This window comes from Cupriavidus sp. L7L, assembly GCF_004353535.1.
In the GTDB taxonomy this organism is placed as follows: Bacteria; Pseudomonadota; Gammaproteobacteria; order Burkholderiales; family Burkholderiaceae; genus Cupriavidus; species Cupriavidus oxalaticus_A.
This window is the reverse complement of the sequence record NZ_SMNY01000052.1, coordinates 60,837-76,184: the sequence shown is the minus strand read 5'-3', so window position 1 is coordinate 76,184 and position 15,348 is coordinate 60,837. Positions and strand designations below refer to the sequence as shown.

The window sequence follows — 15,348 nt, the reverse complement described above, 5'->3', positions numbered from 1 at the left end:
ACGGCACTCTTCTACAGGCGATCACAGGGAACGTCGCGGGCCGCACGGGATCGCCTCTGCCGTGCAAGCCGTTGCCTGGCGCGGGCCGGCTGCCATCTCGTGGCAGCGGCGTTGCGCCGGAATCATGGATCAGTTAGTACGCATGCGCGGGGAAAGGCGGGCCTTTCCTCGGGGCGCTAGCTTGTTGTGTCAGGCAGGCCTGATGTTCTGGTTCACGCGGAACAGGTTGGCCGGGTCGTATTTGCGCTTGATCTGCGCCAGCCGCGCATAGTTGTCGCGATAGGACGCCCTCACGTTGTCATCGCCCTCATCCATCATCATGTTGATATAGCCGCCGCCAGCAGAGTACGGATGCAGCGCCAGCCAGTAGTCCTTCGCCCACTGCACGATGCGATCGTTGTTGGCCGGGTCGGGATCCACGCCGACAATCACGCTGGCAAAGTTGGCATCGCGGTAGCTGAAGGCCGTGTCGCCGCAACCGGCACGATGCGCGGCACCATTGATCGGATACAGGTGCATGGTCGAGTGCATCGACGGCAACTGCTGCGCGTACTTGATGTGCAGATCGATGGCTTTGTCGCTCAGGTCGCTGACGAAGTCGGCTTTCCAGTACCACTGCAAGCCAGCCGGATACAGTCCATCGAACAGGCTCTGCAGGACAGGCCAGGGGATTGGGCCGGCGAAGTCCACCGCTGGCGGCATGACCTCGCGAATCGCACGGAAATGCGTTTCGGCCTGGTCGAGCGGCCCGGTGTAGCACCACACCACGGCACACATCTTCTGCAGGTGGACTTCCTCCGGGAAAGGCGCCGCCGGCGGCACGGTGACGAAACCGAACCAGCCGTTGATGTGCTGCGGCGCGCTCAGGATGAAGTCGCGCCACCATGTCATCAGCTCGCGTGCCTGCTCCATCGGCCACAGCATCGGGCCGCCATAGACCGTCGCAACGGGATGCGCCTTGAACTCGAACGATGTCACCGCGCCAAAGTTGCCACCGCCACCGCGCAACGCCCAGAACAGGTCGGCATTTTCCTCTTCGCTTGCGGTGACGACGCGCCCGTCGGCCAGCACAACCTCGGCGCTGAGCAGATTGTCGATCGTCAGGCCGTAGGCGCGGCTGAGGTAGCCGATGCCGCCACCGAGCGTCAGTCCACCTACACCGGTGGTCGAGATAAAACCACTCGGCGTTGCCAGCCCATAGGCACTGGCGGCGTGATCCACGTCGCCCCAGGTGCAGCCACCGCCAACCCGCAACGTCTTGCGTGCGGCGTCGACAAGCACGCCCTTCATTGGCGACAGGTCGATCACCAGTCCACCATCGCAGGTGCCCAGCCCGGCGCCATTGTGCGCGCCGCCACGCACGGCCAGCAGCATCCGGCCGTCGCGCGCGGCGTTGACCGCTGCGATGACGTCCGCCACATCGACGCAGCGCGCGATGATCGCGGGATGCTTGTCGATCATGCCGTTGTACACGGCGCGCGCCTGGTCGTAAGCCGCCTCACCCGGCTGAATCAGCTGTCCCCGGAAATGCACCTTGAGTGCGGTTGCGACGGGTTCGCTCAATGAAGCTGCCATGGTTGCCTCCTGTCCGGCTGGTATGCAGGAGTTTTAGCAACCCGGGCGTTTCGAAAGCGTTAGGTGAGCCGTTACATGGGGGATCCTGCCGCTCCACCGGCGCGCGGTGGCCGAGCCGGAACTAACGCGCGAGTAACGCCCGCGCGCTGACGATGTCGGGCTGATCGAAGCCCTCGGTGCATCGCGCAAGCGGCGCCTCGACCACCTTATGCGGATCGACGCGCCCCTGCGAGGTTCGCAGCGTTGCCCACGACAGGGCTGCACGCAGTTCCAGCGGCAGCGCGCGTTGGGCTGTGGCGATCTCGATCGCCTGCATCAGCGAAGACTCGGCTGCGGCAAGATCGGCACTGCTGCGCAGCAACAATTCACCGCGCAGACGGTGCAGTTCGGCATCCATCCAGTGCTCGCCCGTGCGCCCGGCGCATTCGAGCGCCTGGTCAAGGGCCGCCAACGCAGCCTCGGTCTCGCCTGCGTCGCCCAGGCATTCAGCCAGCATGGCCAGGTAGAGCGGCAGGCGCAGGCGTGCACCCGTCGCGTGAAAATCCTCGATCGCCGCCTGCATCGACGCCACCGCGTCGGCGCCAGGAGACTGTTTCGCATTGGCCCAGGCGAGCAGCATGCCTGACCACGCGAGGTAGTAGCCAACGTGGTACTGGTCGGCAATCTCGTGCGCCTGGCGGGCATAGCGCAGCGTGAGACCGTGCTCACGTCGCAGCGCATGCTGCGTCGCGAGGTATGACAGCGCGAGCGCCTGGGAGAACGGGTGCGCTACCCGGTTCGCCGCCCCCAGCGCTTCGTGTCCACGCTGAAGGGCCTGATCGGCAAGCCCGCCGAACCACAATGCGTGCGCCGACCACGCTGCGGCCAGCACGCCGAAGTTACCGCCCATCAGGGACGTATGCTCCGCGTGCTGGGTTTCGTCATAAGCGCGGTGCGCACGTTGATATGCGGGCTCGGCGGCCATCCAGTCGCCTTGCTGGACCAGGCTACCCATGACGTTGGTCCATGCCATCACCGAGTAAGTATCGGAGCCCAGCGGCCCCAACCTCGCAATCAGTTCCTCGCTCAGGCTGCGTGCCTGTGCAAGTTCCGCCCTCACCGCCAGAAAAAATGAAAGACTGACCTGGGCGCGTGCCTGCTGGCTGGTGTCACCCGCCAGCCGGCTCAGTTCCACCGCGCGTCGCAGCGGCGCCTCCAGTTCGGGGGCGGCCCAGCCCCGGGCGATGCGAATCGGTGGCGCAAGGTCGAGTTGCAGGGCCAGCGACTGACTGGCGCGCTCCTGCGGATCGGCAATCCGGTCCGCTTGCACCAGGCCGCGCATCAGCAATGCGATGGCATCGTCATAGGCATAAACACTTTGCGCAACGGCCGCCGCGCGCCGATAGAATGCCGCCGCCTCGGCTGGCAGGCCCGCCTGCGCATAGTGCCACGCGATCTGCGCGCTTGCCAAGTCGGGCCCATCGCCCGGCGCCTGCTCGAGCGCTCGCGCCACGCGCAAATGCAGGCGGCGGCGCTGCAGCGGGCTTACTTCGGCGTATGCCACGTCGCGGATCTTGTCATGGCTGAAGTCAAAAGCCAGGCCGCTACCGTCGGTCTGGCGCACGATGCGCCGCTGCCACAGCTCGTCCAGCGCCCCTGCCAGGGCAGCATCGCCGAGGTCGCTGGCCTGGGCAAGGATGTCGGTCGTGAATGCCCGTCCAATGATTGCGGCAACCCCGACGATATCGCGAGCGCCGGGGGGAAGCTGCGCCAGCCGGTTCGAGATGATGGTGTAAACCTTGGGCGGCAACTTCGACGCCATGCCGCCCTGTGCGTTCCCGACCGGCATCGAGTCGGAGCGAGCCCGCATCATTTCGATCGCAAACAGCGGGTTACCCTCGCTCTCCTTGAACAGCCGGGTTGCCTCCGCGTCGGCCAGTGGTCGGTTCAGGATCTGGGCTGCTACCTTTGCCGTTTCGGCGGCATCGAGTGTTGCCAATGAGATCTCGATGAGCTGATCGTCGCGGCGTAGTGCGTCCAGCAGCCGGTTCGAAGCGTGCCGCGGCATGATTTCCTCGGGGCGCGCCGTTGCGACCACCATCAGCTTTGCGGCCGCGTCGAAACGCATCAGGAAGCGCAGCCATTCGAGCGTCTCGCCGTCGCACCATTGCAGGTCGTCCAGCAGCAGCAACAACGGCCCGCAGGGCGCAAGCACCGCCCGTGCAAGCGCCTCGAAGAACCGCTGGCGCTGCCAGTATTCGGTAAGAGGCGACGGCGGCGACAGTCCGGATTGCTGCGTGAGCAGTTCGGGCAACAGGCGCGTGACTTCGGTCAGCCACACCCTGTCGAGCTTGCCGATTGCGCCACTCAGGCCAGGACTGCGCAGCCAGCCGGTCACCGGCGCAAACGCGAGCTGGCCCTCGGCCGCATAGGCGCGCGCATGCGCCACAGTGATGCCTTGCTCGGCCAGATGGACGAGCAATTCCTCCGCCAGGCGCGATTTGCCGATGCCGGCTTCGCCGAGGATCAGGACAAACTGCTTGTCCCCCAGCTGGGTGCGCTGCCAGACTTCAAGCAGCCGGCGCCATTCGTCATGCCGGCCGATCATTGGCAGCATCGCGTCCCGCGGGCGCTGGCGCTGCATTGAGGCGTCCTGCGCAGCCAGCCGTGCATAGGCCTCGCGCAGGGGCTCGCCCGGCAGGACGCTCAGTTCGCGAGCGAGCGTCTCCACACAGCTACGATAGGCGCGCATGGCCGATGCGTGATCGTGGTTCAGCGCATGCAGGCGCATCAGCGCCAGGCAGGTGGGTTCCCGGCACGGATCGAGCCGCTGCAACTGCTGTGTGTACTTCAACGCCTTGGCATAGTCTCGCCGCTCCTCACTCAGTTGACCGAGGCGCGCGAGCGCCGCGATGCACTGTTCGCGCAACCTTTCGCGCTCGGGATGGATCCACTCGTCATAGCAGTTGGCCAGCAGGTCACCGCGATAGAGATCCGCCGCATGCGTCAGCAGCGCTTCTTCAGCGCCTGCGTCGCCGTGCCTCAAGGCCCTTGCCGCAGCCGCAAGCGCGGACTGGAACTGCGCCACGTCGACGTCGAGCGCCGAATCGGGCAGCCATCGCACCGATTGCGCATCGGCATGGATAAACTGATCAGCCTCCGGCCAGGCCTTGCGCAGCTGAAACAGCAGTTGACGCAGGGCGTTGCGCGCCTGCGTCTGCGAGGAATCAGGCCAGAACAGTAAGGCGAGCTGCTGCCGCGTCAGCGGTGCGTCACGATGCAGGACAAGGCAGGCGAGCAGCGACTGCAAGCGGGGCGCGTTTGCGCTAAACCGGGGCGCGTCAGCGCCGTCGAGCTGGAACTCGCCAAACAAATGGACGGAGAAGCGGGCCTGGGCAGTCATGCTGGAGCGCAATGCGGCACATAGCGATGGGGAACTCCTGCAGGCGGCTTGCGGTGCGCACTGCGGTAGCGCTCGTGCGGAACTCTCCAACGCCCCCAGCCTGCGCGAGCGTCATTCGTGACTATACTCGCGTTGGTGCGTCCCATCCGGGCAACAGCGGGACAAGCAGTTCACTCCCTCCCCCCGCCGTTCAGCCCCTCTTCCCTGAAGAAATCGCGTATGGGGCCATCAGGCAGCCAGTCAAAATCGCGCATGACGCGCAGACGGATCCGATCACCTGGCAGGACAGTAATCAGGCACTGCCGGAGCATGCTGCCTTCAGCCGGGTCGTCGGAGCATAAGCAACCGGTTTCTACTGCTTAATTTTCTGGTGATCGGTAGTGCTGAACGAAGCGCCTAAACAAGCCTTGGGCGAATGGGGTCTCGCCCAGCTTTCTTGGTTCATCGTAGATGATTCATTACGCGGAACCGGTATTGGCCGGCAGCTCATGGCAAGCGCAATGCGATTCACCGCTCCACCGACAGTGGTGCCGGTCTCGTGCCAGGCGTTTCGCTTGCTTCGGACGGCTACATGCGCCCACAGTTCCCGAGCGATTTCAACAAATTTCCGTCATCCCTCTTGCATACGCGGCCGCTTTTGCTATTCTTCGCCGGTGCGCCACATCCAAAAATTGCTGTCAGGCGCGCATAAATCTACCAAGACACGACTATGGCCACGAAAGCGAAACCCGTAGCAAAGACTGCAACGAAGACCGCAGCGAAAAAAGCTGCCCCGGCTAAGAAGGCTGCGACAGCAAAGCCGGCCGCTCCTGCCAAGAAGCCTGCTGCAGCGGCCCCGGTCGCAAAGCCGCTGAAGGACACCTTCAACAAGTCGAGCCTCCTTGCCCACCTGGTCGCCCAGACCGAACTGGACAAAAAGACCGTCCAAACCGTTCTGGCCCACCTGGAAAACACCATGGTGAGCGCAATCCACAAGAAGGGCGCTGGCGAATTCACCTTCCCCGGCCTGTTCAAGGTCTCGGCTATCCAGGTCCCGGCCACGAAGAAGCGCTTCGGCAAGAATCCGTTCACGGGCCAGGAGCAGTGGTTCGCCGCCAAGCCGGCCAGCGTGAAGGTGAAGGTTCGCGCAATGAAAAAGCTGAAGGACGCTGCAGCGTAATCGTGACGGCTCCACAAGCAGAAAAAAAGCCCCATCGGGGCTTTTTTTACTGAGAATGGCGTAAGAACGCCGCAGTGCGGGCACTGCTGCCCACAGCTACGGCCCAAAGCCGCGCGACCACTTGTAGATGTCATAAGCAGTGATCGAACCTTCCCCGATATCAGTCTCGGCAATCCAGTTCGCCGGGAAGCCCAATCGTCACCGCTCGTCCGTCGGACATGGCGTCTATTCCTTGGCGATTGGCTACCACGTCAGTCTGTTCGCCTGCCTTCACGCGAAGTACGCCGGTAGCCCCAACGACGACACTACTTTGACTGATGCGGGAGAGGTATCGGCCACCTGACTAGCCGCCGGATCGCTTCGCGGACAGCACAGTTAGAAAGATCGCGTTCACCTTCCCGTGAATTTCGCTGGGCGACGCTCAATAAAATGTGCGACGCCCTCGGTGAAATCTTCGCTCTGGATGCTGTCGAACATTTCTACGTTGGCCATGCGCGTGGCGTCGGCCAGCGACTGGAAGGGTTGCTCCCACAACTGCCGCTTCATCACCCGGATGGAACGTGGCGAGACGTTCTGGGCAAGATCGTCGGCATAGTGGAGCGTCTGCGCCATCAGCGCATCCGGATCAAACACACGGTCCACCAGCCCGATCCGCAAGGCTTCTTCCCCCAGCACCTTGCGCGCGGAATACAGCAGGTCGGCTGCATGGCCGGGGCCCACCACGCGCGGCAGCAGCCACGAGATACCGTGTTCGGCAATCAGGCCCCGGCGAGAGAAAGCGGTGCTGAACGCGGCGCTGCTACTGGCAAAGCGCATGTCACTGTATAGGGCAAATACCAGGCCCAACCCGGCAGCTGCGCCATTAATGGCAGAAATCACCGGCTTTCGCATCGCAGGGAAATAACCATATCGGGTCTGGTAATCGGCTCGCCGGTTCATGTCAAACGGCCGCATCCATTGCTCGGCGCGGATGTCGCCCGGCGGGAGCACTTCAAGTTCATTGATGTCCATCCCTGCGCAGAAGCCCTTCCCTGCGCCGGTCAGCACCACCACACGGACGTTATCGTCGCGGTCAGCCGCTTCCATCGTGTCGCGTAGTTCCGCCTCCATGACCTTGGTCAGCGCGTTGAGCTTGTCGGGGCGGTTCATCGTGACGACGGCAATGTGCTCGCTCTTGCCGGCGCGAGTAACGGTAATCTGGCTTTCCATGTCGTGTTCCTGTCAATACATTGCTTGTGGATTACGGAAGCTGAATCGATTTCGGCTCCAGGAACTCTTCGAGCCCATAGACGCCCCCTTCTCGCCCGACACCGGACATGCCAAAGCCCCCGAACGGCGCCGCTGGGTTAAACCGCGCGCCATTGACGTCGACCTGCCCTGCCCGCAGGTCATTGGCCACAGTCATACCCGTGGCGTCGTCCGCGGCCCAGACCGCCGCCGCCAGTCCATAGGGTGTGGCGTTGGCTAAGGTGACGCCCTCGTCAACCGTCTCATAGGTCAATACCGCAAGCACCGGACCGAAGATCTCCTCGTTTGCCAGGCGGCTGTCGGAAGCAACGTTGCCGAAGATTGTCGGGGCAACGAAATAGCCTGCGTCCGGCACCGGTGCGTCAAGTCCGCCAGCGATGAGATCGAACCCTGCTTGCTGTGCCTCCGCAATATGCGCCCGCACGCGGTCACGTTGCTGCGCCGACAACAAGGGGCCGATGCGCGTATCCGGATCGGCTGGATCACCAAGCCGCATCGCTGCCGCCGCATCGGCAAGCAACTGCCTGCAAAGCGCGTAGTCCTCACGCGCAACAATCAGCCGGGTTGTCGCACTGCAGGTCTGTCCCGAGTTGAGAAAGCAAGAACTGACAGTCGCCTTGACCGCCTTCGCCAGGTCAGCGCCAGGAAGCACCACGGCTGCGGACTTGCCGCCAAGTTCCATCGACAGGCGCTTCATATCACGGGCAGCCAGCGCGGCCACCTTGCGTCCCACCGCCGTGGAGCCTGTGAACGACACCATCTGGACATCGGGGTGCGACACCAGCGCCTCACCAGCAACCGCACCACCCGAAACAATGTTGAGGACGCCAGCGGGCAGCTTTGCCGCTTCGCAGGCGGCGATCAGTCGCCCGGTCACCGATGGTGCCAACTCCGACGGCTTGAGCACGACCGTGCAGCCAGCCAGTAATGCTGGTGCCAGCTTGGCAGTAATCTGGTGCAGGGGGTAGTTCCATGGCGTAATCGCCGCCACCACGCCGACAGGGGTCATCGTGACACGCGAATTGCCGACCGTGCTGACAAACGAAAACGTCTCCGCTAGCGCCGCCGTGGCGCGCCACGCGGCGATCGGCGCGTCGACCTGGATCCGCCGAGACAGCTTGAGCGGCATGCCGACTTCACGGGAGATGTCGTGCGCGAGCTCTGCGGCGGACGTTTCCAATACGTCGGCCAGTGCTCGCAGATACGATGCCCGCAGTGTTGCACCGATGCCATGCCAAGCCGGCAGTGCCCTCCTGGCCGCCGCGACCGCCTCAGCAACGTCATCGGTATCGCCAAGACGAACCTCGACCAAAGGAGTTTCGGTCGCGGCATCGCAGACCAGAATCGTTTCGTTGCTGCGGATCGGGGTGCGCTCACCGCCAATATAGTGTTCGGACAACTGTTTCACTGTGATTCCCTTGAGTTACGTTTGCCCAGGAATCCGGCCATCACGCGCTGCGGCTCACCATCGGCGTAGCACTCCAGCTGCGCCCGAATCCCGGCGATGCAAGCTTCGTCAAAACCCGGTTGCGTCATCGCCCGGAAACGTTGCTTGGACAGGCGCATGGCCGTCGGCGGCAATGCACCGAGCGACCGGGCGCGGGCAACGGCCGTCGCCATGAGGTCCGATTCACTGCTAAGTCCGGTCACCAGCCCGACATCGAAGGCTCGCTGGCCGCTGATCAATTCGCCGGACAGCGACATCTGTACGTTGTGGGTGTGCCCGACGTGCAGCGTCATCAGGTACGAACCGACGATGCTTGCCAGTCCTGCCTTCACTTCAGGCTGGCCCCAGCGGCTATCCGGCGTGGCCAAGCGCCAATCAGCGCACAGGGCGAGTTGAAAACCCGCTCCCGCGGCCACGCCGCGTACGGCGGCCACGCAGGGCTTATCGAGGTCGCGCACGGCCTGGTACATGGCCCGTTGCCGGTTCAGCCAGGGCACGATTTGCTGCCATGTCACGCCTGCCGCTTCTTCAAGATCCTGCCCGGCGCAGAATGCGCGCTCCCCGGCACCGTTCAGCACGATGGCGCGCACGGCGGGGTCCGCATTGAGGCGGCTTAGCGCGTCAATCAACTGGCCTCGCAGGACATCGTTGACCGCATTCATTCGCGCGGGGCGGTCAAGTGTGACGATGCTGATGTCGCGATCCTGTTCAATCCGTATGGCTTCCACGTTCTCAGGCTCCCTGCAGTTCCACGACGGCGTCGACGGCGCTGACCCCTTCGCCAGCAGCCATCACCATCAGCGGGTTGATGTCGACCGATTTCAGCGCCGTGCAATGACGCAACGCCCAGTTGCCGAGTGCGACGGCGGCAGACGCCAGCGCTTCGAGATCGAGCGCCGGGATATCGCGGTAGCCCTCGAACAACGGCGCCAGCCGCAACCGCGCACAGGCTGCCTTTACGTCATTGGCGCTAAAGGGCGCCAACAGCGTGACGATGTCCTTGCGCAGTTCGAGCAGCGTCCCCCCCTCGCCGATCATCACCAGCGGGCCGAACACAGGGTCGACCGATACGCCTAGCGCGAACTCATGGCGCCCCTTGACCATCGTCGCGACCACCACGCGCGGCGATGCCACGCCAAGCCGCTGCAGCTTGTCGAAACAGTCCTGCGCGGCGTGGGCGACGCCAGCGGCATCGGTCAGGCGAAGATGCACGAGGCCGTGCTCGCTCTTGTGCGGCACGGCTGCTGCGCAGCCCTTGACCACCACAGGCACGCCACCCAATGCGCTGAACGCCGTCACAGCCTCGTCGACGCTCGCGCAGAAGCGGTATGGCACCACCGGCACGCCTGCTTCGGCAAGCAGCGACAGGCTCCTTGCTTCATCCTGCATGCCGCGACCGTCGAGCGGACATGGCTCCAGGCGCGGCGATGTGAGGGCGACAGCGTTCAACTGATGGTGGGCGGCATACTGCGCCAGCGCCGCGATGGCGTCCGCTTCGGTGACAAACGCCGGTACGCCATGGCGTGCAAACACCTCGCGCACGGTCTGCTGCGGAGCGCTGGCGACAAGCGGCTTGCCGTAATGCCCGCTGAACGCGGCGGCATCACGGGCCAACGCCTCAACGTCGTAACCTGGGCCCGCCACCGGAATGCCAACCATCACCATGTCTGCCTGCGGATCGGCTGCCAGCGCATGCAGCACGCGCGGGAACATATCGCCCTTGCCCAGCAAGGCCGCCGTCATGTCGAGCGGGTTGCTGGCGGTGCCGAATTCAGGGAGGATCTTGCCCAGTTCGCGCAGCGTTGCAGGCTGCAGGTCGGTGAGCGGCAGCGCTTGCTGTTCGGCCAAATCGGCCGCCATCACGCCAACGGCGCCGCTGTGGCTCATCACCACCGTGCGGCCCTGCCCTGGCGCCCGGCCCTGCAGATAAAGGGGGACGGCACGGACCAGTTCGCCGATATCGCCCGCGCGCCAGATACCGTGGCGGGCAAGGAATGCGTCGATGGCTGCGTCGTTACCAACCAGTGCGCCGGTATGGGAGGCCGCCGCCTGGGCACCACGCCGGCTGTTGCCGGCCTTGATCGCCACAATGCTGGCCCCGCGTGCTCGCGCTACGTCCGCAGCCCGAGCAAGCTGTGCGGGGTCCGAGATCGATTCCAGGTAGACGAGGATCAGCCGCACTTCGGGATCCTCCGCCACGGCTGCAGCCATTGCGCAGGCATCAAGGTCCGCGTCGTTGCCGGTGGCCACCAGATAGCGCACGCCGTAGCCGGCCTGCCGCAAAAGCGCATAGGGCATGACGCTCGCCGCGCCACTCTGGCTAATGATCGCTATCGGGCCATCCTTTGGCGCAACCTCCATGAACATCGTGGAGAAGTTCAGGACCGCCCCACTGGCGAAGTTCGCCGTGCCCTGTGCATTCGGGCCTACGAGCCGCATCCCGCTGGCGTTGGCTACGCTCACCAGTTCCTGCTGGCGCTCCCGGCCGGCCGTGCCGGTCTCGGCAAACCCCGACGCCATGATCACCGCCGCCTTGACACCGGCCGCGCCGCATTGCCGCACCTGCTCCAGCGTGGCATCGCCTGACACGGCAATGACGACTGCGTCCGGCGTCTTGCCAATGGCTCCGAGATCCGGATACGCGCGATAGCCCTGTATGGTGTCTCGCGCCGGATTCACAGGGAAGACTTCACCGGTGTAGCCAAACGTGCGCATGTAGTGCACCGGCCGGCCACCTACCTTGTTGGGATTGTCCGAGGCGCCGACGACGGCCACCGATGCGGGCGCGAACAATGCGTTGAAAGTTTCAGTCAAGGGTCGCTCCCGAGGCCTTAACCACCGGCGACCACTTGCCGGCGTCATGCTGGATCAGCGTGGAGAAATCAGCCGGCGTGCCAGGCAAGGGGCGCGCGCCAAGCGCGGCCAGCTGGCTCTGTACCTCGGCCTGTGCGAGCACAGTCTGCAGTTCGCTGTTGAGGCGGCGGATCACTTCTGGCGTGGTGCCTTTTGGCGCGGACAGCCCGAACCAAATCGTTACGTCGAAGCTGGGCAGGCCAGCTTCCGCAATCGTTGGCACCTTGGGCAGCGCATCCGAGCGCTTGGTGCCCGTGACGCCCAGCGCCTTGACCTTGCCGCTGCCGATGTACTGCACCTGGCTCGATACCGTATCGAACATCATCGAGATGCGACCGCCGAGCAGGTCGGTGAACGCCGCTGCCGACCCCTTGTATGGCACATGGACGATATCGATGCCGGCCATCGATTTGAAGAGCTCGCCCGACAGGTGATTGGAGCTGCCGTTGCCAGCCGAACCGAATGTCAGCGTGCCCGGCTTCTGCCTGGCTAACGCCATCAGGTCCTTGATGTTGCTGACCGGCAAGCTGTTCGGGACCACCAGCACGTTTACCGTCGAGGCTACCGAGCCCACGGCCTCGAACGACTTGAGCGGATCCACCTTCAGCGAGCGATAGAGCACCGGGTTGATCGCCATGGTGCCCGTGGTGGAAAAGAACAACGTGTAGCCGTCGGGCGCCGCCTGCGCGACCGCTTCGGTGGCGATGGTGCCGCCCGCCCCGCCGCGGTTGTCGATCACTACTGGCTGCCCAAGCTGCTGCGACAGGTGCTGGCCGATCAGCCGCGCCATGGCATCGGTGGGGCCGCCCGCCGGGAAGGGCACGACCAGGCGGATCGGCTTGGTGGGATACCCGGTGGCAGCACCGGCCACGGCACCAAATGCGAGTGGGCCCGCGGCAAGCATCAGCGCGCACAGCGGTCGCCGGAATGCGCTGAGTAATGCGGAAAAATGGGGCATGTTGTCTCCATATCTGTCTGGCCCCCTCCTCCTGCGGGAAGGGCTGATTGCAGTGTATGGAGTCCAGAGCCAACGCAAAAGAGTAGAATCTGCGATACCTGATATCGACTTTATAGATAGGAAGCGCTGTGAACCTGAAGCAACTGGAGACCGTGGCGCTGGTGGCCGAAGTGGGGTCGCTGTCGCGTGCCGCGCGTGCGCTCGGAATCGCCCAGTCCCTGGTGAGCCGCACCATTGCTCAAATTGAGACGGAGTGGGGCGACAGGTTGTTCGATCGGACCGGTCGCGGGGTGGTGCTGTCAGAGTTCGGCAAGCGGATTTTTCCGCACATTGAACTTCTGCTTGCTCAGTCGGCGCGACTCAATGATGAAGTCCGGAACGCGGCCGGTATTCCGTTCGGGGTGGTACGTATCGGCGTCCTCCCCTCTATGACGCGCCGGCTCGTTCCCGCCTTATTTGCCGACCTGCGCGCGAGCGCACCGGGCGTTCGCTTGCGCGTGACGGAAGGCTTCAGCGGCCAACTCGATGAGCAGCTGGAATCCGGCCACCTCGATATCGCAGTCATTAACCGCTATGGTCCTGGACCGCGGCAGGCCGAGGATATCCTGGCGACAGTTTCAACTTACCTGGTATGTCCGCCCCAGCATGACTTGGCTGGCGAGCCGACTGTCGCCTTCCATCGACTGCATGGCGTACCCCTGGTCCTGCCGCCTACGCCGAATGGCCTTCGCTCCATCCTTGACCAACATGCGCGCCAGCAAGGCATTGTCCTTGACGTCGCGCTTGAGGTGGAGTCGCTCAACACCATGAAGGAAGTCGCCTTGTGCGGGCATGCCATGACGATCCTGCCTTTGCTTGCCGTCGATGACGAAGTGGCTGAGGGCCGGCTGGCAGCGGTCGAGATCGTCGACCCCGACCTGCTCAGGTCAATCGCGCTCGGCGTCACGCAGCACCACCCGCTGTCCCGTGCGGCCCGGCTGGTTCTTTCCCGGCTTCGCGCATTGGTGCCACGTGTCGCAAGCGCGAAACCTGCATGACGCTGTAAACAGCGTCGCGTCTAGGCCGGCTAGACCGCTTTGGTGTCGAAGATCAAAAGGTCCACGCCTGCCCCAGCAAAATTGGCTAGATCGGCCGCTGTTGCGGCGCCTTCCGGCGACGCCAGCCCCTGTTGGATGGCCTCCAGAGAATCGAAGCTGAGCAACGCTACCAGATGGAACGGGGACTCTCCTAAAGGGGTTGCCACCGACCCGTCGCTCACCTCGTAAGCTCGCAAGCCGGGAATTTTCTTAGCCAGCGGAACGTGCTTCGAAAAGTAATACGAATCGAACGCTGCCTTGTCGTCCGGCTTTTTGTACAGTGCCACAAGCTTTGCCATCTTGTTCGTCCTGTCGCGCGCCTCTGAGTGCGGACCGCAGGGGTACGCCTCACGGCAGCGGTGCTTTAAGTAGATTGATAAGACGATCGGTCGCCTTGCAAGCAACCGATCGCTTAATTTTCGGTCTGGCGTGCTCGTTATCCCGCGACTATTTCACGTGCAGGATGACAGTTCCCTCGGATATCGACGGCGCATTGGCGGCCGTGCCAGCAGCGTTCATGGCGATCCAGTCCTTCGCCACCTTGACGCTCTCATCCGTGCCGGCCTTGTCATTGCAGGTCGTGACGGAAAAGCCGCCATCGGCGGTTCGCGCCAGGGTGTAACTCACGAAACCCTGAACCGAGCGCATCAACGATTCAATCTCTGCTGTCCGTGTTTCAAGCAGCGCAAATAGCTCCTTAGCGCCGCTTCCGGAATAGGTTCTGATAACAGTGTGCATGATCCGCCCCTCCAGCGTATGGCCCCGGTTTTTGCGCAGCCAATCACGGAATGCTTTGACTGCATCAGTCTAGTTGGGATACGAGCCTTGCCAAAGCCCGTTTTTCGGCGCTGAACGCTAGGAAGGTCTGTGCAGCGTAGTAGCCTGCGTCAAGGCTCTGAACCACACTCATCTCGCGGACGTCCAGCCCCAATTCTTGCATCAGGGTTTCGAAGAGTCTCGTCTCAGCGCTCGTCCCTGACCTGCACCTTGCCGTCCTCCACCCGGACCGGAAAGGTCGCCACGGGCTCATAGGCAGGCGGGCACAGCGCCTCGCCCGTCAGTAGGGAAAAGTGCGAGCCGTGGCGCGGGCAGACGACCTCCTGGCCTTCCAGGTCGCCGCCGCAAAGCGGCTCGGCCTCGTGCGAGCAGAGGGCCTCGATGGCGTAGTAATTGCCATCCACATTGAATACCGCGACCTCTACGCCACCGACATCGACGTTGCGGCAGGTGCCCGGCGCGAAGTCCTCGGCGCGGGCGACATCGATCCACTCGCTCATCTCAGATCAGCCCCAGTTCCAGGCGGGCCGCCTCGCTCATTCGTTCTCTCGACCAGGGCGGCTCCCATACCAGTTCAACCTCGACTTCGTTCACCCCGCCGGCTTCCATCACGGCGTCCTGCACCACACTCGGGAAGGCCTGCGCCACCGGGCAGCCCGGTGCGGTCAGCGTCATCCGGATGCCCACCTTGCCGCTGGCTTCGTCCGCCGATAACTGGTAGACCAGGCCAAGGTCGTAGATGTTGACCGGGATCTCGGGGTCGTACACCGTACGCAAGGCCGCTATCACCCGCCCCTCGAGGCTGTCCGATTCGGGCTCGAGCCTGTCTTCGTGTTCCTCAGCCTTGCGCAGCCAATCGATCATGCCCATCGT

At 63.8% G+C, this 15,348-nt stretch carries 13 protein-coding genes and 1 pseudogene; 2 read left to right on the top strand and 12 right to left on the bottom strand.

The window, feature by feature from the left end; all coding sequences use genetic code 11:
* Window positions 1-189: 189 nt before the first annotated feature.
* From E1J61_RS33195 to E1J61_RS38515, 3 genes and pseudogenes are all read right to left on the bottom strand, one after another.
* A complete protein-coding gene (locus E1J61_RS33195) occupies window positions 190-1,575 on the bottom strand; it encodes an FAD-binding oxidoreductase (RefSeq protein WP_133098072.1) in 1,386 nt (461 codons plus the stop codon).
* A gap of 121 nt (window positions 1,576-1,696) precedes the next feature.
* Window positions 1,697-4,957, bottom strand: a complete 3,261-nt coding sequence (locus tag E1J61_RS33190) for an AAA family ATPase (RefSeq protein ID WP_133098071.1) — start codon at window positions 4,955-4,957, stop codon at window positions 1,697-1,699.
* Window positions 4,958-5,145: 188 nt separating this feature from the next.
* Window positions 5,146-5,262, bottom strand: a pseudogene (locus tag E1J61_RS38515) (transcriptional regulator); the annotation flags it as partial.
* A 404-nt stretch (window positions 5,263-5,666) separates the two neighbouring features.
* Here E1J61_RS38515 and E1J61_RS33175 point away from each other — a divergent pair.
* A complete protein-coding gene (locus tag E1J61_RS33175) occupies window positions 5,667-6,116 on the top strand; it encodes an HU family DNA-binding protein (protein ID WP_133098069.1) in 450 nt (149 codons plus the stop codon).
* A 390-nt stretch (window positions 6,117-6,506) separates the two neighbouring features.
* Here the strand turns inward: E1J61_RS33175 and E1J61_RS33170 are convergent, their stop codons facing one another.
* From E1J61_RS33170 to E1J61_RS33150, 5 genes are read right to left on the bottom strand one after another with little or no spacing between them, the layout of a single operon-like run.
* Window positions 6,507-7,325, bottom strand: a complete 819-nt coding sequence (locus E1J61_RS33170) for an enoyl-CoA hydratase (RefSeq protein ID WP_133098068.1) — start codon at window positions 7,323-7,325, stop codon at window positions 6,507-6,509.
* 31 nt (window positions 7,326-7,356) lie between these two features.
* Window positions 7,357-8,772: an aldehyde dehydrogenase family protein gene (locus E1J61_RS33165; RefSeq protein ID WP_133098067.1), complete on the bottom strand. Its 1,416-nt coding sequence runs from the start codon at window positions 8,770-8,772 to the stop codon at window positions 7,357-7,359.
* Window positions 8,769-9,539, bottom strand: a complete 771-nt coding sequence (locus E1J61_RS33160; RefSeq protein ID WP_133098066.1) for an enoyl-CoA hydratase/isomerase family protein — start codon at window positions 9,537-9,539, stop codon at window positions 8,769-8,771. Before E1J61_RS33160 ends, E1J61_RS33165 begins: the two co-directional genes overlap by 4 nt.
* A 4-nt stretch (window positions 9,540-9,543) precedes the next feature.
* The gene (locus E1J61_RS33155) at window positions 9,544-11,625 is read right to left on the bottom strand and encodes an acetate--CoA ligase family protein (protein WP_207951293.1); all 2,082 of its coding nucleotides are present in this window, start codon (window positions 11,623-11,625) and stop codon (window positions 9,544-9,546) included.
* Complete coding sequence (locus E1J61_RS33150) at window positions 11,618-12,622, bottom strand: tripartite tricarboxylate transporter substrate binding protein (RefSeq protein ID WP_133098064.1); 1,005 nt, start codon at window positions 12,620-12,622, stop codon at window positions 11,618-11,620. Before E1J61_RS33150 ends, E1J61_RS33155 begins: the two co-directional genes overlap by 8 nt.
* A gap of 128 nt (window positions 12,623-12,750) precedes the next feature.
* On the opposite strand from E1J61_RS33150, the gene E1J61_RS33145 reads away from it, so the two are divergent.
* Window positions 12,751-13,659: a LysR family transcriptional regulator gene (locus tag E1J61_RS33145; RefSeq protein WP_133098063.1), complete on the top strand. Its 909-nt coding sequence runs from the start codon at window positions 12,751-12,753 to the stop codon at window positions 13,657-13,659.
* Between the two features lie 29 nt (window positions 13,660-13,688).
* Here E1J61_RS33145 and E1J61_RS33140 read toward each other — a convergent pair whose 3' ends face one another.
* The 4 genes from E1J61_RS33140 to E1J61_RS33125 form a co-directional block, all read right to left on the bottom strand.
* Window positions 13,689-13,997, bottom strand: coding sequence for an EthD family reductase (locus E1J61_RS33140; protein ID WP_133098062.1), 309 nt, complete (start codon window positions 13,995-13,997; stop codon window positions 13,689-13,691).
* Window positions 13,998-14,145: 148 nt separating this feature from the next.
* Complete coding sequence (locus E1J61_RS33135) at window positions 14,146-14,436, bottom strand: hypothetical protein (protein ID WP_133098061.1); 291 nt, start codon at window positions 14,434-14,436, stop codon at window positions 14,146-14,148.
* A 224-nt stretch (window positions 14,437-14,660) separates the two neighbouring features.
* Window positions 14,661-14,975 carry a non-heme iron oxygenase ferredoxin subunit gene (locus E1J61_RS33130; RefSeq protein WP_133098060.1) on the bottom strand — a complete coding sequence of 105 codons (315 nt, stop codon included), beginning with the start codon at window positions 14,973-14,975 and terminating at the stop codon, window positions 14,661-14,663.
* Between the two features lies 1 nt (window position 14,976).
* On the bottom strand, window positions 14,977-15,345 hold the full coding sequence (locus tag E1J61_RS33125) for an SUF system Fe-S cluster assembly protein (protein ID WP_133098059.1): 369 nt from the start codon (window positions 15,343-15,345) through the stop codon (window positions 14,977-14,979).
* Window positions 15,346-15,348: the final 3 nt, after the last annotated feature.